Genomic DNA, 18,625 nt, shown 5'->3' on the forward strand with positions numbered 1-18,625 from the left:
ATCCCTATCACATTTAGTTGAATAGAAAAATAATAATGCGCCCACGACGATACAATTACTAACGTCCCCTCCTCGCTCAAAGCAGACCTTATGACCTCGATTTCTTGCAGATCCGAGCCAAGAGTGAACATTGATATCATCAATTGGCCTCAATCTAGAGAGGGAGCGGATCCCCTTTATGCGTAGCCAGTTTACTGAAGGTGCTGCTTCAACCAAATACGAGTGCCTTCAATGTCATACGCTTTTTCCCCATATCCTTTCGCAAGCAGAGACTCTGGTAAGTATTCGTCATATTTATCTAAGTACTTTTCTGGAACATTCGCAGCAAGATCAAACGCTGAAGGCAAGCCTGACAGCAGCATACCTTTAAGTGCCTGTTGAATAGAAGCGACACTTGAGCCGTCAATTTCTATAATTCCAGCCAATGAATTAGCTTTAAAACCACAACGTATGAGCAAGGCTGTAATCGTATTCACAACTTTATCCCCCATCCAGGGAATTACGTAACAGTGTTGCCCACTCGTAATAAAATACTCATTTTGCAGGTTATAACGCTGAAAGTTACTACAGCCTTCCGCAAATAGGTTTCTGGCAGCAGTATCGGCATAATCTACTTTCTTGCTACCTATTGCTATGCGGTAATCACCTTCCCTATAGATAGCGAGCATTTCCTGACGAACGGCATCATGAACAGACATACCTCCCCCACTAAATTGTGGTGGCTGACCGCCTTTGGTCGCCTCTACATAGATAACTTTTTTCTCCGTCTCGATCTCTGTCACTTTCCAGCGCCGCCCACCGAAGATGATGTGTTGGTCTGGTAGCAGTGGGGAGTCCACAGGCACTGTTCCAAGGGTTCTGTTTCCGGTGACAATGCGGAACTCTTCTGGTGTATTGAACACGGCATAAAACGTGTAATGGTTAGTCAGTTTCTCCCCCTCTGCCCCAACAACCATTTCGCCGCTAGCAAGTTGAGTGAGTAGGCCACATGCTCCCATATGTTTAAGCAGGCTTTTGAAATCGCCTATATCCACATTACGGAACGGGCCTGTTTGACATAGCTGTGACCAGAGTTGATCGGCACGAACTCCACCCCATTGCGCGGTAATTGCAAGAATCTGGTGTAGCAGCGTGGAGTAATGCATCTGCTGGGAATCGGCAGGCTCAAACCATTGTTTAGAGATCATCAATCTGATCATTGCCATCGACTGGACCAAATGCAGCTGTAGGTGGTCAACGATACTGCTAGTCACAGTGAGCTCATTTTCTGTAATTAGCATTCTTAGAACTGATGGGGAGTCGCGTCGCCCAGAACGTCCCATACGCTGACGCAGACTGGAAACAGTATGCGGAGGCGTAACTTGGATAACCGACTTAACCTTACCGATATCAATTCCCAACTCAAGCGTCATTGTACAAACAGCTGTTGTGGGCAAATTTCCTTTCTGAAGACGAGTTTCAAGCGCTTCCCGCAATTCCTTGGCAAGGGAACCATGATGGGGAAAGAATTCATTGGGAACAATATGTTCCTCACACATGTCGCTCAGCGTGGCAGCAATGCTTTCAGTCCGCTTTCGACTGTTTGCAAAGACCAAATGAGAATCGCCACGGCACAGCCTAAAAATGTCAGCGCAAACGTCATGTTCAGCTGAACTCCGAAGTTCTTCCTCTTTTTGGATCACTCGCTCCAGGTACCCTTTGACCTGTACCTGAAGAGTGGCCGTGCTATTACTATCTGTAACAGTTACGCAGGGGAGTCGTTTGTCCGGGCGCAATAGTTCTGGCACTTTCTCCAGTTCCCCCAGCGTGGCACTCAACGCAACGCGGGGAATTGGATTTACCTGGCGTCCTAGCACATGGTCAATTCTATTGAGCAGAGAAAGCAGCTGTACACCACGCTCTGAGCCAATAAAAGCATGAAACTCATCAATAACGATGTATGCGACTGAAGAAAACGCCTGTTTGAGCCAGCCCATTGAATTTATGAGCAAAGACTCAAGTGACTCAGGTGTAATCAGTAAAATACCAGCAGGGTTCGTCCGAGCCTTCTTCTTTTTGCTTTGTGGTACATCCCCGTGCCAGGGAGTCACTGGCATTTCCAATGCATCTCCAAGGCTCTCAAGACGACGGTACTGATCGTTAATCAATGCCTTCAACGGACTGATATAGACGATGCCAAATCCATTAGTGAGATCTGCAACTGCCGAACAGGCAGGAAGAAAGAAAGCCTCTGTTTTACCCGCTGCTGTACCTGCACTGATTAGCACGTCTCGATCACGGGCTAAAATTGCCGGGATAGAACTCTCCTGCAAGGGCCTTAATGTAGACCACCCCTGCTTGTAAACCCACTTACGGACGCGGGGATCGAGACTATCATAGGCACTGCTCATAGTTTGAAGTTCGCCAGTCCGTCGTCGTCATCGCTTTCCTCCATAGTGGCGTCATCCATATCGCTGGGCCTGTCCTCTTCAATCGCCACACCCCCGATTAGTGTTTGCCAGTTCATCGTTCTGTTTTGTTCCAGCACGGCCAGCATGTCCAGGAAACCTTTTATGGTATTACGGGGGGTACGGAAGTAAGCGTCTCCAATGGTTTTACTACAGTGATGCAGGAATCCTGTCAGTGCCTCATCTGGCACCAGATAATTCTCTGGATCTCCACCCGCATAAACATGACGAAGATTTCTCAGCAAAATATACAGTTCCTCAGGGGTGAGGCTGGCAAGATGCAAAGTGGGGGATGAGTAGTCAATCACTCCTGCTTTTTGCGCGAACCGGTTTTCCGCCAGACGCGACTGGAGCGCCTCATAGCTGTAAAGACCTTTACGCGGATCGAAAAGGAACTCTGGCGTCCCCCCGAGGATAAAACCAATGTTCTCGGCTGAGCCTTGCAGGCAGTCATTTAGGATCCGCAAAATCTGTTCGTAGTTCGCTGTTCTTGCTTGCGTATTATTCAGCTTAAAGAGGTTCACCATTTCGTCGAGGCTGACCAAAAGACCGGCATAGCCTGCCTGGCGGACAAAAAGGCTCATCAGCTTCAAAGAATCATAGAAGGAAGCGTCTGAGATAATAGTCCGAACGTCGAGATCGTTACGGGCATCAGTTTTGGTGGTGTACTCTCCCCGCAACCAGCGAATAGCATTGGATTTTAGCGTTTCGTTATCCTGCTCATGCCCGCGCCAGAATGCATCAATGACCTTCGCAAAGTCATATCCACCCACCATATCTGACAGAGTTGCCAGGCGTTTATGAATTACTGATGAAACCTCGGAGCCGTCCGTGTCCGCTTCCTTTCTTGCCTCCGTAACGAATCTTTCAACAACGCTAAGTAACGCATTACCATCCGGCTTGTTTCTGGTGGACATGTTTTTCATAAGCTCAGAATAGAGATTACGAGCCTGACCTCCCGATGAGTGAATGCGTCTGTCAGGAGAAAGGTCTGCACTGACTGACACCAGCTTCTTCTCTAGCGCAATAGAGCGTACAACACTCAGAAAGAACGTTTTACCAGAACCATATTCACCGATGATAAGTCTGAAGCTTGCACCACCGTCAGCAATCCTCTCAATATCCTGGTGGAGAGCGGTGATCTCATTCACGCGGCCAACCTGGATATGCTGAATGCCTATCCTTGGCGTTACACCTGACTTAAGTGACTGAATAATAGCGTCACGTTCTTTCACTCTTATACGTGTTACAGACATTCACTATCCCTCTAATTCTTTGGCAATTTCCAGGTCAACCCAGATATCATCATCGGCATCGTCCAGTACTGGAGCATCAACCACCGCATAGGACCAGTCATTGATCACCTCAAGCGCACCGCCGAGCATCAAATTCAAATTTCCGCACAATTCTGTCGCCTCTTTTCGGGACCACTGTTCTTTCTCCAGCAAACTGCGATAAAGCTGGCTATGTGCGGAGTCAAGCCCCCCTGCCTCCGTTAATGAGGCGGGAGCGCTTTCTGGCTCTTCCGGTTCTTCTTCGGTGAAAATTGTGTTCAGCAATTTACGAACATCATCCGTGGCAGATTCGTGGCGGGCAAGTACATTAGCATCCAGTGTGAACCCTGCTGCTGGCTGATCAGTTGGTACAGACGAGACGAGATCATGTTCAGTTGCGGAATGCTGATGGATATTGCTCGAGACAGATGAGGGATCCAATCCCAAACTTGAATAAATCTTCTCAAGCTGTTTGATTTCGGCAGGCGCTATTGTCCCATCCGAACAGGCAACACTAACGATAACTTTACCCACAGCAGCTTTTTCCGCGGCCCCCATCAACTCAATCCTGCTTTTCATTCCTGTCATATTGGCTGGGGTATGAAGTTGCCACTTTAAATACGCATGTAGAGAGCGTTTTTCATCATCGGTGAAGCCAGTATTGTTGTTGATGGCATTCTCAAGCACTTTCTGTTCAGCTTGATCAAGAGAATCGTCAATCAAGGCGACCATCGCCCCTAATCTAAGCGTCATTACAGCTGAGATAAATTCAGGAGAAGGTGAGAAGCGTCCACCTTCGGCGGCAGGGAATAGCACAAGTGTCCCATCTACATCCGCCTTAACATGGTGATAATACGGGTCAGGTGCCAGACTGTAGCCCATCTTCTGTGCAAAGGCCTGCATCAAGTCGGCCTCTTTTTTATTGATCTTCGCCGGACAGTTGGAATTCATATGTGACCAATAGTCAGCAACCGAGGCGAAGCCACCCTTATTGAGGATCGCTTCATCAGCCCAATGTTTGAATGAGCTTAATATTTTTTCTGCGCTTTCATTAACGATCTCTGAAGGCAGCAACATAATTGCAGCAGTATCATTTACTGACGTACCTCTCCTACCAAGGTAGCGACTGTAAGCATCAAGTTCATCCGTACATATGTCGGCAATAGTAATAATTTTCTGGACAGGTCCCTTCAATGCAATTGGATCAGGCAGGTCGGGAACTGGAAGTCGGACGCCTCGTAAACTAGGACTTGCAGGTGTGTAATCTAAACGTAAGCGCGTTTTATTCGCCTTAACGACCATCCCTTCACCATATTTGAGGGTGTAACGCCGTTTGAAAAGCGCAGCAAACTCTTTAGCACAGCGGCGAGCCGGGGTACGCAGCGAATACTCGGTATGGTTTATTACCCAGTTCAACGCCAGTTCAGCTGATACAGGAACCCCTTCATGTACAGTTTTGGCCAGAGCCAGCTTAAATTGCATGCTGTTGCTGAAACCTGAATCGCTATCGAGCTCAGTGGCTAAGCCCATGTTCGGGCGCAGAATAGACATGGCTTCGAGTAATTGGGCCGAATATCCACGGAATGAGCGGTTTTCAATGAAAACCGATCTTAACCGAGCGACTTCATTGAACAGATTACGGAACTCAGCATCAGGGAATTTTGGGTCAGTGGAATCTACGAGCGCTTTTCTTTCCAGGCCGTAGAGGTAGATAAAAACATAGCCAATAGGACACGATGGATCAGACCTATCGCTGGCGAGCCAACTGACATACGCACCGCGTGCTTCTGGGGAAAGAGAGGAAAAACTGGGCCAGTACCCTAATGAACCGTCCTCGTAAAGATAAGAAGTGGGTTTTATCTTACATGTGTCATCAATTAATGATGCCTCACTTCCATCGTCATAATAGCCGCCGGATTCCTGACCGGAGGGCTTCATACGTTGCCCCACGTAAATGTGGCCACCGCTAATTGCTACACCAGCTACAGTTATCATCTCACCCGGAAGTACCCATCGAGCTAGTGCACCTGCTGACTTTGAGGTATTCCGGTAATGATTGGTTGTCACCCGAAGTTCAACACCCCGGCCACCGCTCAATGTAAAAGTTGCAAGGTTATCGTCTTCACTATCATCGTTTCGCACAACCGCCTCTTTTTTCTTGATGTCAGCGAGCCATTCTTTTGGCGGTGCTTTCACGGGGCTTGAAGCATAAGACTTTGGAGATTTACGTTTTTTCTTTCTAAAAAACAACAAGTAAATGACTAAAATCGCCGCCAGAATCTTCAATAACTCCATGATATATAACCTTAAAACTATTCCTCACGCACACTTACAAGCAGCAGTGAAGGTTGGGCAAGTGGATTAATCTCAAAATAATACGTCTAAATCACAAGGGTTCAAACCAAAATGCAATCAAAATTAATTTATTGATTAAGCATGCTTTTCAAGCAGAAATTTTGAAGGCATGCGAATGCTTGTGGGTCATTCGCATCAGAATGAAGTTGAATTGGTTCTGCATAAACATACGTGTAGCTGTTACATGGATGCAGAACTGGCGGCAATTACCCTTATCTATTTGCTGTCAGAACTGACTCTGCTAACGGGAAATGAGCTCACCGATGGCGAACCGTGCAGAATGCATTTCATGCTCTAGTGACACGAACAAACCACACAGCGCGTTTCTGTATAAAATTCCTACGCTGGTGACGTTCAACTTCTTGAGCACGGATTACCTCCTGTTCCTTTTGTCTCTGATTGGTTAGCAGCGTCGGATCTCTCTGCAAAAATTCTCGGTAGGCTGATTCGGCAATGAGGGCATCGGGCTAGTTTCTCTTCTCTCTTCGCTACATTGGGGGCAATCCCAACAACAATGCCCCTTTTAGTCTCTTCACGTTTACTACGAGCTTCAGCCAAAGTCACGTCGGGATAAACCCCAAGAGCAAGCAACTTCTCCTTGCCAGCAACACGGTACTTAAACCGCCAATAGCGTTTTCCATTAGGGTTAATCAAAAGGTAAAGTCCCCCACCATCAGAGAGTTTGTAAGGTTCATCTTTTGGCTTTGCGGTATCAACCTGACGGGCGTTAAGTTTCACTGGGGGTATCTCCATAAGACCGAACAGCACATACCCTAAATGTACCCCCATATGCATGTAGATTTTGGGGTGTGTCAGTAGACGTCAGAATACAAGCGAGAGCTGGAGGATGCTGATTATAAGGGGTTTCAGTGAACTGGAGTAGACTTTGAGAGATGCTTGATTGGTGCGATAATAGGAGTCGAACCTACGACCTTCGCATTACGAAAGCAAGCCAACTCCAAAATGAGTACAATAATGAGTACGCTAAATATATATTTTTAAATAAATCATGAATATCAATAAGATACAATTAAAATCACGGTTCAACGTCTAATCTACCGCTGATACCTGTCAGCCGCAGAGAAAAGTAAATTTTATATAAAAAGCCATCGGCATAGTAGATGGCTTTTTATTTATGAAGCAGGAACTTTCTCCCGCTGGCCTTAACTGAGGATAACAGTGAGCTTTTCTTCATTGTTTTTATCGCTTCCTGACAGGCATTATTATTTTTAATAATATATTACAGATAGATGTATCCTTGGTCCTCGCTCTTACAATCACTACCGATAAATTACGTCCGTTCAGGTTTAACAGCCGGTATAAGCTATAACTGCCTGCCAGAAGTAAAGAAGCCGCCGCCCGGCTGATTTTTTTCCAGCGCGGTTCGTCGGTCGAAGAGATATCGGGTGCAGTACAGGCAGGACGCAACCCTAACAGGGAAAATAATATGTTGTGGCATTCCTTCGCCACCTGTTGTTAGCGATGGTGCGCCGTTTCTTTCGCCTTCCACACGGCAAACAGCGTAATTGCCAGCGCCAGACAAACATACAGCGACACCCACAGCGTGCTGCCCATCTCTTTATACAGCGTAGTGATAATTAAAGGTGCGAAACCGCCGCCAACAATTCCGGCAAGCGTATAGGCAAGCGAGGAGCCAGCGTAACGCACGTGACCGGGAAACTGCTCGGTGACAAACGCCGCCTGCGGGCCGTACATCATGGCATGGATCAGCAAGCCGCCAATTACCGCCAGCACGATTAATACCGGCTGAGTACTGTCGAGCAGCACAAAAAACACGAACGACCAGACAACGGCCAGCAGCGCGCCGGTAATGTAAACCGGGCGCCTTCCCCACTTATCCGACAAGGCGCCAAACATCGGCACAGTAACGGCATTGCCAATGGCGCCCAGCATCGTCGCCAGCAGCGCCAGCGGGCGCGGCATATGCAGGACGGTAGTCACATAGGTCAGCGTGAACACCACCACCAGCGCGTACAGCACATCCGATCCGATACGTGCGCCACCGGCAATCAGCAGCTGTTTAGGGTAGTTAAGAAAAACCTCTTTCAGCGGCGTATGCGTGGTTTTCTCCGCCGCCTGCATCGCCACAAAGGTTGGCGTCTCCTCCACGCCACGGCGCAGCCACAGGCCAAACATCACCAGCAGCAGGCTCAGCAGAAAAGGAATGCGCCAGCCCCATGCCTGAAACTGTCCGGCGCTCATGGCTACCGTCACCAGGGTGATAAAACCAGTACCGATCAGCGTTCCGCAGGAAGGCCCCACCTGAGCAAACGAAGCGTTGCGGCCGCGCTTGTCGGCATCGCCATGTTCCATCGACAGCAGTACCGCGCCGGCCCATTCGCCGCCCAGTGCGATGCCCTGCACAAAGCGCAGCGCCACCAGCAGGATCGGGCTCCAGATCCCCCAAACGGCATAGCCCGGCAGCAGGCCCATCAGGGCGGTCGTGACGCCCATAATCACCAGCGTAATAATCAGCACCGCCTTACGACCGGCGACGTCGCCAAGGTGGCCGAAGACAAAGCCGCCCAGCGGCCGGGAAATATAGCCGACCGCATAGGTAGAGAACGCCAGGATCGTTCCGACCAGCGGATCGAAGCTGGGGAAGAACACGTGGTTAAACACCAGCGCGGCCATGATGTTGTAAACGGTAAAGTCATACCATTCCAGAGCCGTGCCAATCGAGCTGGCCGCCGCCAGGCGACCCGTTTTTGATTTGCTTCGCTTCGGGCGTACCGCCTGATGCAGCGTGGAGTGCGTATCAGCCATGAGTCATCTCCTGTCGGGTTAGTGTCCAGCTAAGGGCATAGCGCTGCACCTCGCCCGTCAGCAGTTCTGCCGCAACGGAAGCCAGCCGATCGCAGCATGGCGCATCGCTACAGCTGATAAGTAGCATCGGCAGCATCTGGCGGTTCTCTTTCCCTTCCATCGGCAGCGGCGTGCTCAGATCCGCATCGGGCGTCAGCAGGCTGGAAGAGATATAGCCCGGCGTCTGGCCGATTTGCTGCTGCCAGGCGCTCAGCGCCGCGCTGTCGACCACTTGCGCAAGCGTGACCACCGCCAGCTGGCTGCCGGTGCCTTTACCGTGGGTATGGGTAACGGTACTGACCCGGCGCATCGGGTTGACCATTTTTTGCAGATTTTTCACCGACCACTCGGTCTGACGCGTAAACGCCGCGTGATAGTCAACGCTGGTAAAAGCCTCCAGCGATTCGGTTTCGTACAGGCCCAGGTATTTACGTTCGGCGTTAATCGCCTGGTAGCGCGTGCCGCTTAAAAAGCCGCTGATGGCCACGCGCTCCTCAACGTGTTCATGGTCATACCACTGATTAAAATCCGCTTCGTCATCCGCGCCAATATTGGTGGCGACAAACAGCATGCCGTGAGGTTGCTTCATCTTCAGGATCTCCGGGTAAGGGCAGTTTCCACGGCAACAGCCCAGCTGATTAAGCGGGCATCGTCGCCATGAACGGCAGCAAGACTGAGGCCAACCGGCGCATGACCGGCCGGGTGACAGGGTAAGGAAATGGCGCAGCCATCCAGCATGTTGATAACGCTGGTGTTACGCAGCATCAGGGCGTTGATCTCCATATAACGCTGCGGCTCGTCCAGCGAAGCGATAGTCGGCGCAATCTTCGGCACGGTGGGCATCAGCAGCGCGTCGAAGCCTTCCAGCGCCGTGTTGATACGCCGCTGCCAGGCTGCGCGCTGCTGATAAAGTTCAGCGGCATCCTGTTCAGTCAGCTGGCTGCCGCGCTGCAGGCGCATCAGCACCTGCAGATCGTAAGCTTCGGGCCGGGCCAAAGCCGTACGCTGATGCCACTGCCAGGCTTCATAAGCCGTAATACCGCCGCGCGCGTTCAGGGTATTCAGCTCATCCAGCTCGGTAAGTGGCAAGGCCACCAGCGTGGCCCCGGCTTCCCGGAGAAGATCAAGCGCGTACTGCCACGCCTGCGCTACATCCCGATCCAGATCGTCCAGGACGCGAGTTTGCGGTACGGCAAAGCGGGCGTGGCGCAGATCCGACTCCCGCATCTCAAGAGGCTTTTCGGCAATGATGCTGTCAAGCAGCCAGCAGCTGCGAACGTCATGCGCAATAACGCCAATGCTGTCCAGCGAAGGCGCAAGCGGCAACGTGCCCGCCTGATCGATTCGGCTGGCGCCAGGTTTAAAGCCGGTCAGGCCGCAGAGCGCGGCCGGAATACGTACGGAACCGCCGGTATCGGTACCGATAGCGCCCAGACACAGCCCATCCGCTACGGCCACCGCCGCGCCGGAAGAGGAGCCGCCGGGAATACGTTTCTCCTCGCGCCGCCACGGGTTGGCAGGCGTGCCGTAGTGCGGATTGATGCCCAGCCCGGAGAAGGCGAACTCGGTCATATTGGTCTTACCGACTATCGCGGCGCCAGCCCGATTGAGCTTCTCTACCACGCTCGCGTTCGCCGTGGCGACCGGCGCATCGCTTAACAGGCGTGAACCCGCCGTCGTCGCCTCGCCTTTTACATCGAACAGATCCTTAATGCTGATGGGAAGCCCATCGATCGGGCTACGTGATTGCCGGGCTTGCCAGCGTTCTCCCGCCTCAATAGCCTGCTGCGTGGCCTGCGCCTCATAACGAGTGATGAAAACGCGCGCGCCTTCTTTTTCAGGATCGCGTGCGGCAGCCAATGCCGCCTGCGTGAAAGTTTCAGGCTGAACGTTCCCCGCCTGTAGCTGCTGACTTGCCTGCCAGAGTGTCGTCATAGCCGCGCTCCTTATGCGACGACCGGCAGTGCGCCGGTGCGGTAAGCGTGCTCCAGCGTGCGGCCCAGCACCGGATCGTGCAGTGCCATCCGAAACTCGCTGGCCGGACGGATGCCGCCGATAGTGCTCAGCGTGCCGCAGGACATGGCCAGGCCGTCAGCGGCCGTTTCGCCCTCCAGATAGCGCGTAAGCAGCGCCTGTGGAGTCAGCAGCGACGACAGCGAACCTTGTTGATAAACCACCCATTCGCCCTGCTCTTTTATCCAGGAAGTCAGCTCCAGCGCATCCCAGTGCTCCGCCACTTCGCGCATACGCCACGCGCCGCTTGCCACCGGTTTGATGCAGGCCTGCTTGGAAAGCGCCACGCTGAAGGTTTCCAGATAGCGATCGGTGTGATCGGAGGTAAGAGAAACCCAGCACTCTCCGCGATGAAAAAAGACGAAAGGTTCGGCTTCGCCGGATGTTTCGTTGCCCACGACTTCCAGCAAGGCGTTCTGGCTGAGCTGATTAGTGGCAACGCGGTAAAAAAGCGGCACTGCACCAGGAGCAGGCACGCCCAGCGCCTCAAGCTCCCGAATATGGTGCAGGACGGCATCCCGATCGCGCCCTGCCCAGCCCGCAATAACAAAGCGGGTTACGTCGACATCGAGTCTGGCAGCGGCTTCGTCGCCGGTAATGAACTGTAGGTGCATGGCAAAACCCTCATTTGAAATTAGAGTGAAATTTCACTCGCATTTCAAACTAGCGATTTTCATGCCAGCTTTTTGTGTAATATGTCGCAAAGGCTTAAACAGGAACGGCATCATGAATGAGTCAGCTGGTGAAAATGTGAACCCGATCGAGCGGAAAAAATATCTGTCGCTGAACGAACAGGCCTACCTGGCGTTCAGGCACAGGCTGATCACGCTGCGTTACAAGCCCGGCGATTATCTTAATACCGCCCAGGTAATGGACGATCTGGAAATGGGGCGCACGCCGATCAATCAGGCGATCCACCGCCTGGCTACCGAAGGGCTGCTACAAATCATTCCCCGCAAGGGCGTTATGGTCGCCCCGTTGTCGATCGATGATGCGCTGGAATTGATTGAGGTGCGGCTGGTTAACGAAACGCTGTGCGCGCAGCTTGCCAGCCAGAAAGTAAATAAGGCGCACCTTAACCAGCTGCGCGAGCTGAATCAGCAGATCGGGCTTGCCGGCGGCTCGCGCAACAGAGAGAAAATGATGTTACTGGATCGCGAGTTTCACCAGGTGCTGGCGGATATTGCGGGCAACCGACGGCTTGCGGATATCCTGAGCGTTATTCACGCGCAGGCGCAGCGCTTCTGGGCGACAACGCTGTCGAGCGTCAGCCATATGGATGAGGTTATCGCTGAGCATAATGAAATTATTGCGGCGCTGGCCTCCGGGGATATTCAGCGCGTGACGGCAGCAACCCGCGCGCATATTGACTCTTTTAGACGCGCGCTGCTCTCTACCTGAAAAGCTGACCGCAGCCTGCAACCGGGGCTGTCGGGCCTGAGTGGTTTAGCGCAGCGATCGGTTTGCGGGGCCGGGATTTATAATCAAAGGAAGATACGCTTCAGCGCCAGAAGACCACTCTGCACGGCGTAATTGATATATTGCTCTTAAAGAGCCGTAAGGCAAAATAAGGCAGCCTTGACGTTCTGCCTTATTGGCCTGATATCCGATCGATTAGATCAGGAAATCGTGCAGCGACTGACCGTTTGCAATGGCATTCTTAACAGGTGTCGGCGTGCGGCCCTGCCCGGTCCAGTATCTGACTTCATTATTGCCGTCGAGGTACTTATATTTTGCGGGACGAGGCGCGCGCTTCTTTTTTGCACGGGCGACGGGCGGCAAATTATTGACCAGTTCTGTCGGTAAAATGCCGTCTTCAAGCATCAGTTCACGGTACATTGCCAGCTTTTCCGCTTTTTCGCGGGCTTCGGCTGCCTGCGCGCTGGCGGCTTCACGACGTTCATTCACGATAATTTTCAGCTTTGATAGTATCTCTTCAAGATCCTCTGTAGCCATATTGCGCGCCTGTGCACGTAGCGAACGGATATTTTTCAGGCTGCTCAGGGTAAAACTCATACATCATTTCCTTAAATCTACTGATTAATAAAACGGCGATCGTTCGCCGTCAGCGGCAAGGGTACCATTTATTGCGTTGTGATTTAAGTTGATGGGCGATAATCAGACGAGTCTGCGGGAATTATATGCAATTAATGTCCTGAAAAAAGGATATAACTTATGGATCCTGCCGGAATCGACATTTATCCGAAAAATGTATTCACTTTCAAAACTACTTGCCTGATTTATACTGATTGTGGAAGTAATTTCCGGCGTCCCGAATATCGTTACCTTTTTAAAAAAACCAAAATCGGGTCTGGTAGTATAAAAATCCCTACCGGTAATATCAAAGACAGTTGATATGTTTTATGCTACCAGCAGCAAGGTGGTTATTAGCCACCTGTCTAAAAACCATATTGGAAATTTATAAAATAACTGTAAAAAGATAGCTGAATCGCCTGTACGACAGATTCTCCGCCAGACCATTATTTCACTGAGCAGTCCTGTCGCATAACCTCTGGTAACTATATTAACAATTTCAACCTTTAAAAGGAGGTTTCGGAAAATGCAGCCTCAGAACGTTTGCCGGAAAGGCAAGCGGTATCAGGCGCGTCATCAGCTAACTGCTACGCTGAAAGCGCAAATAGCGGAGCAGCGGCTACACAGCAGCCTGTGGCGGAGGTTACTTAACCTGTTTATCAGCACTGACGAGCAACAAGCATACTCACAGTTGATAAGCAGTCAGGCCGGAATGAATGAGGAAAAAGTCGACCAGCTTAAGGAACCTGAGAACCAAAGGATGCTTTGCGACGTGCGCACTAAAGAATGGCTTCAGTTGCAAATTGTGCAGAACGCACGGCTGACGGAACTTAACGCGCGGGCAGATGGCGAGATTATCGGCACTGTCGTTTCCGATTTCACTCTGGACACCGTGCTCTACCCTTTTGAAGCGAATCGGCAACAGTTTGCGCCTTGCCTTCCCGCTGTCATCTGCGCCGGGATCATGCATCGACAAAGCTGGCTGGAGGTAAGCGCCAGGCAAATACTTAGTGCCCTAATAAAGATCATCCAATTAATTAATAACAACTTCCAGGTCAACTTACTGGCTAATAATTTATTTTTACCGACGCATAAAGCGCAGACACCCTCTTTGGTGAGATAAATTAACCTGCTGGATTATAACTACTTTTTTCCCGTTCCGATGATGTTTCCAGAATTTTCTAAAAAATCTTAAAAAAAGTATATTTTTTGACCCTTCCGTTATAATTAGACAAAAGAAAAACAAGAGGGGGGTATGCAAATGACCGGGGACTCAGTTTTCGAAAAAAGAAAAAATCGTGCCATGGCGATTATGGAAGGCAGGGGGATGTGGCCCAGCATCTACGCCCCTCCGTGCCATATATTTCTGTGGCGGTTGGGGATCCATGTGCCTCCACCGCCCTTCTCAACATTCTGGACGAACTTTTTCAGCTTTGCCGTCGTCTATACGCCGTTCTGGGGGGTAGTAATGTGGGTTATTTTCTGGAAATCTCAGGGAGCCACGCTGCTTTATGCCGCCACCTCGACGCTGATAGCCGGTCTGTTTTTCGGGGTGATTATGGCGGCGTTCCAGGAATGGCGAAAACGAGCTAATCACCTGCCAGCGTGGGAAAAGCTATAAAAACGCGGCTGCCGGGCCTGAATCCGGCAGCCGATTTCTCGTGGCCTTTTATACTGCCGCATCATCAGGCTATTAACAGGCGGCCGTCTTTACGCATGCCGTTTCCGGCATGCGGACATCTTCCGCTGAGGTTCCCTATAGCTTTCTTTCCCCCCTGTTATGTTGTTCCATCATGCCGAACCGCAGCAGCAGCGCTTATCAAAGGCAGCTGGCCAATGCGCCTGTGGAGCGCATCTTTCTTAACAGTGCTCAGTGAAGTCTGCATAGAAGCGCTGCGCCACGTCGGGATGCGAGCGCAGCCGCCCTTTTAAATAGTTCCAGCCGACCTCCCGCAGCAGCGGATTTTGCGGATCGCTGTCTGGCCCCTGCGCCAGGTTCGCCAGCGCTTCCGGCAGCTGATATACCGGCACCACGGCGTCAAGCTGTGCGCCAAGAAAAAAGGCGACAGATAAACGCTCCTGTTCCGTCTGCGGCGATACTACTCGGTGCACGGTGGCACGCAGATAGCCGTTGGTCGCCAGCTCAAGCAGCTCCCCAATATTGACTACAAACGAACCGGGTAAAGGCGTCGCCGCTGTCCATTCGCCAGGACGAACCTCAACCTCCAGACCTGGCTTATCATCCTGCAGCAGCAGCGTCAAAAAACCGGAATCCTTATGCGCGCCCACGCCCTGACGCGATTCGCTGTCGGTGCGCCCCGGATAGCGGATCAGTTTGATATGTTCATTGGGGAAAGCGCCGTAAAGGCCGTCGAAAGCGTCCTGCGGCAGTTGCAGCGCCTCGGCGAAAGCGCGCAGCAGTTTCAATGCAACCTCAGTCATTTCCTGCTGCCAGCGCGTTAGCACAAGTTGCAGTTCCGGCAGCGCCTGCGGCCACTGGTTAGGCCCCTGCATTCTTTGCCATGCCGGAATATTTGGCGAGACGGGTAGCGCCTCTCGTTCCGCGCCGATATCGAACTGTTCGCGATAGTCAGGCTGATTACGGGTTATCTCTACGCCAGCAAGGTTATAGCCGCGAAAATGCGGCGAATTCGCCATTTTGACCCTGAGCTTTTCTTCCGACGGTAAAGCAAAGAACGCGCGAGCAACCTGCTGCACTCTGTCGATCAACGGCTGGTTGATCCCATGATTGATCAGATAGAAAAACCCGACTTCACGTGCCGCCCGGGCAAGCGAGTCGAGCAAGGCTGAACGCTGCTGCGCCGATGCGGTTAATTGAGCGAAATCGATAACCGGAAGCGTTAACGGACTTTGTTGGCTCATGACTTTTATCCTGGCTGAAAGAGGCTTAGTTCCACATTGCCACTCCGCCTGTACTATCTCTACGAACTATTCATGCTATCTATATGCAAATATCAGAAGTCATTTTGCCTCGTTTATTACCTGCTCTTTGCGTTAAAACCCGACCAACTCCATCAGCAGAAACGGCTAAAACTTCCTGATAAGAATATAACTATCAGCCAGAAAATAAATACTCAGCCTGGCCCACCAGATTAATTATTAATTTTTATAGCAACTCAATGGAAAAGCTTATTATTACCCAGCCACCTGAAGCTGAAATAATAACCACAAAAACATGATACAGCCTTTTATAACAGCAAGTTAGATTAAAAAATCCCCACAAATATTTAAGTACAGCTTCATTTTAACAGTAAAATTTAATTAGCAATCAAAAAACAGCTATCCCTTTGAATTTTCTACTACACTTACTCTCTTACCCATTCAGAATAAAGGAGGCCGTGTGAAAGAAATCTTTCATACAAACTATTTGAAGTTGATTACGTCAGTGACCTTCTGGGGTAACATTCTGCTGGTAGTGGTGATCACCGCTGTGACTTTCTTCCTGATCCGCAAAGTTATCTCTCTGCTGGAAAAACGGATAGGCTCGTGGGCGGAAGATCATGAAAATCGCGTGGCGCACCGCGTCTTTCTGGACGTGCTGAAAAGAACCCGGGTCACGCTGATCTTTATCGCTTCTTTTCTGTTCAGCCTGCAGTTTATCGTGTTGCCTGGCCAGGTCAGCGGCACCATCCCGCACGCCTGGTTCCTGGTGCTGGCGCTGCAAATCGCGCTGTGGCTGGATCAGGCCGTGCAGTCCTGGCTGCGCTATTCGCTGACGAACTTCGGCCCGGACTCGCACCGCAATCCTGTCACTACCATCATTCTTGGGCTGCTGTTCCGGGCGCTGGTCTGGTCGGTGATGATCCTGTCGATACTCGCCAATGCGGGCGTCAATATTACCGCGCTGGTGGCAAGCCTGGGCGTCGGCGGTATCGCCATCGCGCTCGCGGTACAGACGGTGCTGAGCGACCTTTTCGCCTCTCTTTCAATCGGTATTGATAAGCCTTTTGAGATCGGCGACTTTGTGGTGTTTAACGACGTGGCGGGCACTATCGAACATATCGGGCTGAAAACCACGCGCATCCGCAGCCTGAGCGGCGAGCAGATTGTCTGCGCCAACGCCATCCTGTTGCAGCAAACCATCCACAACTATAAAAGGATGCAGACGCGCCGTATCGTCTTCAGCTTTGGCGTGCCGCTGGCGACATCGGCCGAGCAGCTGCGCAAGATTGGCCCCATGATTGAAGAGGTGATCGGCCGCATTGATAAAACCCGCTTTGACCGCGCGCACCTGGCCTCTTTCGAGTCCGATCGCATTATGTTTGAGGTGGTGCATATCCTGAAGTTTTCCGACTATAACCAGTACATGGATATTCAGCAGGAGATCAATCTGCGGATCAAAGAGTATCTGGAAGAGACAGGTATTGGCCTGGCCGGGCCGCACCGTTTTGTGACCTTTGAAAATTCGCTGCCGCAGGAGGAACAGCCTGCCTGAGGAAGATAGCCAGTACTGCCGGCTATTTTTGCCAGCAGGCGCGGCAAAAACCGTGCTCGCTGGCCGCGCGGCATCCTGACACCAGCCTGGCGATGGGTAACGCCGCTTTCAGTTAAAGAAGCGGCGTTGCCGGTTGCGTCTGATTAGCGAATATCATTAAACTTGGTTTCCTTTAGCACCGCCAGCGTTGCAGCATTGAATCTGGCTCATCCCCTGGACGATCCCATGCCCGTTAAACCCACAGCCGCGCTGTCACGCAGCGATCTCGCCGATCTGAACGCTTTTCGCATGGTAGAACGCCTGCGCAGCTTTACCAAAGCCGCCGTAGAGCTGGGCATTACTACCTCCGCGCTCAGCCACGCTATTCGCAATCTGGAAACGCGGCTGGGCGTGCGGCTGCTGAACCGCACCAGCCGCACCGTTGCCCCTACCGAAGCGGGCGCCAGCCTGGCGCGGCGGCTGAACGTCGGTTTTCAGGAGATCGGCGACGCGCTGGATGAGGTAAATCGCCTGCGCGATCGTCCGGCAGGCCGTCTGCGCCTGAATGTGCTGAGCGACGGCGCGCGACTGATTGTGGGCCGCTATCTGCCAAAGTTCCTCAGCAAGTATCCGGAGGTTGAGGTGGAAGTCTGCGTGGACGATCGCATGGTGGATATCGTGGCGGAAGGCTTCGACGCCGGTATCCGTTTTGGCGGCACCGTGCCGGAAGACTTAGTCGCCGTAAAGCTGGGCGCGGATCTGAAATGGGTTGCCGTCGCTGCGCCGCGCTATCTTTATCACCGCCCGCCGCTGCTGGAGCCTGAAGATCTTCGCGCGCATTCCTGTATCCGTATGCGCACCGGCCAGGGCGTGATCTATAAGTGGGAGTTTCGTCAGGGCAACGACTACCGCGTGATCGACGTGCCGGGACAAATTTGCGTCAGCGAAACCACGCTGGCGCTGGAGCTGGCGCTTGCCGGAACGGGTATCGCTTACTGTCTGGAAGACCGCGTAAAAGAGCCGTTGCTGAACGGCGCTCTGCACGTGGTATTGCCCGACTGGTCGCCCGTCGAACCTGCGCTATGCCTCTACTATCCGGGCCATCGGCGCGTGCCGCAGGGCCTGCGCGAACTGATTGCCCTGCTGCGCGAAGAAATAGCGGCAGAAGCACGGCGGGCGCCGCGCCAGATGACCTCAGGCGCTGTCGCCTGATGGCGCTCCGGCGACGGGCCGTCCGCTTT

The 18,625-nt window shown here is 52.0% G+C and carries 14 protein-coding genes and 1 pseudogene; 5 read left to right on the plus strand and 10 right to left on the minus strand.

What is annotated here, in order from left to right:
- Positions 1–191: 191 nt before the first annotated feature.
- The 8 genes and pseudogenes from ACMGEE_RS04195 to ACMGEE_RS04230 form a co-directional block, all read right to left on the minus strand.
- Entirely contained in the window at positions 192–2,390 is a 2,199-nt protein-coding gene (locus tag ACMGEE_RS04195; RefSeq protein ID WP_436829716.1) for a DEAD/DEAH box helicase, read from the minus strand.
- On the minus strand, positions 2,387–3,703 hold the full coding sequence (locus ACMGEE_RS04200; protein ID WP_436829717.1) for an ATP-binding protein: 1,317 nt from the start codon (positions 3,701–3,703) through the stop codon (positions 2,387–2,389). The genes ACMGEE_RS04195 and ACMGEE_RS04200 overlap by 4 nt, the downstream gene beginning before the upstream one ends.
- A 3-nt stretch (positions 3,704–3,706) precedes the next feature.
- Positions 3,707–6,016, minus strand: coding sequence for a TerB N-terminal domain-containing protein (locus ACMGEE_RS04205; RefSeq protein WP_436829718.1), 2,310 nt, complete (start codon positions 6,014–6,016; stop codon positions 3,707–3,709).
- Positions 6,017–6,538: 522 nt separating this feature from the next.
- Positions 6,539–6,814, minus strand: a pseudogene (locus ACMGEE_RS04210) (Arm DNA-binding domain-containing protein); the annotation flags it as partial.
- Between the two features lie 738 nt (positions 6,815–7,552).
- Positions 7,553–8,863: an MFS transporter gene (locus ACMGEE_RS04215; protein WP_253454507.1), complete on the minus strand. Its 1,311-nt coding sequence runs from the start codon at positions 8,861–8,863 to the stop codon at positions 7,553–7,555.
- Positions 8,856–9,491 (minus strand): hypothetical protein, encoded by a 636-nt coding sequence (locus tag ACMGEE_RS04220; protein ID WP_436829719.1) that lies wholly within the window; start codon positions 9,489–9,491, stop codon positions 8,856–8,858. The genes ACMGEE_RS04215 and ACMGEE_RS04220 overlap by 8 nt, the downstream gene beginning before the upstream one ends.
- Positions 9,492–9,493: 2 nt before the next feature.
- A complete protein-coding gene (locus ACMGEE_RS04225; protein ID WP_436829720.1) occupies positions 9,494–10,837 on the minus strand; it encodes an amidase in 1,344 nt (447 codons plus the stop codon).
- 11 nt (positions 10,838–10,848) lie between these two features.
- Positions 10,849–11,529 carry a DUF2848 domain-containing protein gene (locus ACMGEE_RS04230; protein ID WP_301251759.1) on the minus strand — a complete coding sequence of 227 codons (681 nt, stop codon included), beginning with the start codon at positions 11,527–11,529 and terminating at the stop codon, positions 10,849–10,851.
- Between the two features lie 112 nt (positions 11,530–11,641).
- On the opposite strand from ACMGEE_RS04230, the gene ACMGEE_RS04235 reads away from it, so the two are divergent.
- Positions 11,642–12,316 carry a GntR family transcriptional regulator gene (locus ACMGEE_RS04235; RefSeq protein ID WP_253454511.1) on the plus strand — a complete coding sequence of 225 codons (675 nt, stop codon included), beginning with the start codon at positions 11,642–11,644 and terminating at the stop codon, positions 12,314–12,316.
- A 213-nt stretch (positions 12,317–12,529) separates the two neighbouring features.
- Here ACMGEE_RS04235 and ACMGEE_RS04240 read toward each other — a convergent pair whose 3' ends face one another.
- Complete coding sequence (locus tag ACMGEE_RS04240) at positions 12,530–12,931, minus strand: H-NS family histone-like protein (protein ID WP_253454512.1); 402 nt, start codon at positions 12,929–12,931, stop codon at positions 12,530–12,532.
- Positions 12,932–13,475: 544 nt separating this feature from the next.
- Between ACMGEE_RS04240 and ACMGEE_RS04245 the strand changes: the two genes are divergently transcribed.
- Entirely contained in the window at positions 13,476–14,072 is a 597-nt protein-coding gene (locus ACMGEE_RS04245; RefSeq protein ID WP_436829721.1) for a hypothetical protein, read from the plus strand.
- 132 nt (positions 14,073–14,204) lie between these two features.
- Positions 14,205–14,570: a DUF6404 family protein gene (locus tag ACMGEE_RS04250; RefSeq protein ID WP_436829722.1), complete on the plus strand. Its 366-nt coding sequence runs from the start codon at positions 14,205–14,207 to the stop codon at positions 14,568–14,570.
- 239 nt (positions 14,571–14,809) lie between these two features.
- On the opposite strand, the gene ACMGEE_RS04255 is transcribed toward ACMGEE_RS04250, so the two are convergent.
- Entirely contained in the window at positions 14,810–15,832 is a 1,023-nt protein-coding gene (locus ACMGEE_RS04255) for an isopenicillin N synthase family dioxygenase (protein ID WP_370733931.1), read from the minus strand.
- A 478-nt stretch (positions 15,833–16,310) separates the two neighbouring features.
- Between ACMGEE_RS04255 and ACMGEE_RS04260 the strand changes: the two genes are divergently transcribed.
- Both ACMGEE_RS04260 and ACMGEE_RS04265 read left to right on the plus strand, forming a co-directional pair.
- Positions 16,311–17,405 carry a mechanosensitive ion channel family protein gene (locus ACMGEE_RS04260; protein ID WP_253454516.1) on the plus strand — a complete coding sequence of 365 codons (1,095 nt, stop codon included), beginning with the start codon at positions 16,311–16,313 and terminating at the stop codon, positions 17,403–17,405.
- A 225-nt stretch (positions 17,406–17,630) separates the two neighbouring features.
- Positions 17,631–18,596 (plus strand): LysR family transcriptional regulator, encoded by a 966-nt coding sequence (locus ACMGEE_RS04265; protein ID WP_253454518.1) that lies wholly within the window; start codon positions 17,631–17,633, stop codon positions 18,594–18,596.
- Positions 18,597–18,625: the final 29 nt, after the last annotated feature.

Source organism: Erwinia artemisiae (assembly GCF_051400835.1).
Classification (GTDB): Bacteria; Pseudomonadota; Gammaproteobacteria; order Enterobacterales; family Enterobacteriaceae; genus Erwinia; species Erwinia aeris.

Excerpts from the sequence above, each read along its gene's own strand:
- ACMGEE_RS04195 (WP_436829716.1), bottom strand. The coding sequence starts at position 2,390 with ATGAGCAGTGCCTATGATAGTCTCGATCCCCGCGTCCGTAAGTGGGTT.
- ACMGEE_RS04200 (WP_436829717.1), bottom strand. The coding sequence starts at position 3,703 with ATGTCTGTAACACGTATAAGAGTGAAAGAACGTGACGCTATTATTCAG.
- ACMGEE_RS04205 (WP_436829718.1), bottom strand. The coding sequence starts at position 6,016 with ATGGAGTTATTGAAGATTCTGGCGGCGATTTTAGTCATTTACTTGTTG.
- ACMGEE_RS04215 (WP_253454507.1), bottom strand. The coding sequence starts at position 8,863 with ATGGCTGATACGCACTCCACGCTGCATCAGGCGGTACGCCCGAAGCGA.
- ACMGEE_RS04220 (WP_436829719.1), bottom strand. The coding sequence starts at position 9,491 with ATGAAGCAACCTCACGGCATGCTGTTTGTCGCCACCAATATTGGCGCG.
- ACMGEE_RS04225 (WP_436829720.1), bottom strand. The coding sequence starts at position 10,837 with ATGACGACACTCTGGCAGGCAAGTCAGCAGCTACAGGCGGGGAACGTT.
- ACMGEE_RS04230 (WP_301251759.1), bottom strand. The coding sequence starts at position 11,529 with ATGCACCTACAGTTCATTACCGGCGACGAAGCCGCTGCCAGACTCGAT.
- ACMGEE_RS04235 (WP_253454511.1), top strand. The coding sequence starts at position 11,642 with ATGAATGAGTCAGCTGGTGAAAATGTGAACCCGATCGAGCGGAAAAAA.
- ACMGEE_RS04240 (WP_253454512.1), bottom strand. The coding sequence starts at position 12,931 with ATGAGTTTTACCCTGAGCAGCCTGAAAAATATCCGTTCGCTACGTGCA.
- ACMGEE_RS04245 (WP_436829721.1), top strand. The coding sequence starts at position 13,476 with ATGCAGCCTCAGAACGTTTGCCGGAAAGGCAAGCGGTATCAGGCGCGT.
- ACMGEE_RS04250 (WP_436829722.1), top strand. The coding sequence starts at position 14,205 with ATGCAAATGACCGGGGACTCAGTTTTCGAAAAAAGAAAAAATCGTGCC.
- ACMGEE_RS04255 (WP_370733931.1), bottom strand. The coding sequence starts at position 15,832 with ATGAGCCAACAAAGTCCGTTAACGCTTCCGGTTATCGATTTCGCTCAA.
- ACMGEE_RS04265 (WP_253454518.1), top strand. The coding sequence starts at position 17,631 with ATGCCCGTTAAACCCACAGCCGCGCTGTCACGCAGCGATCTCGCCGAT.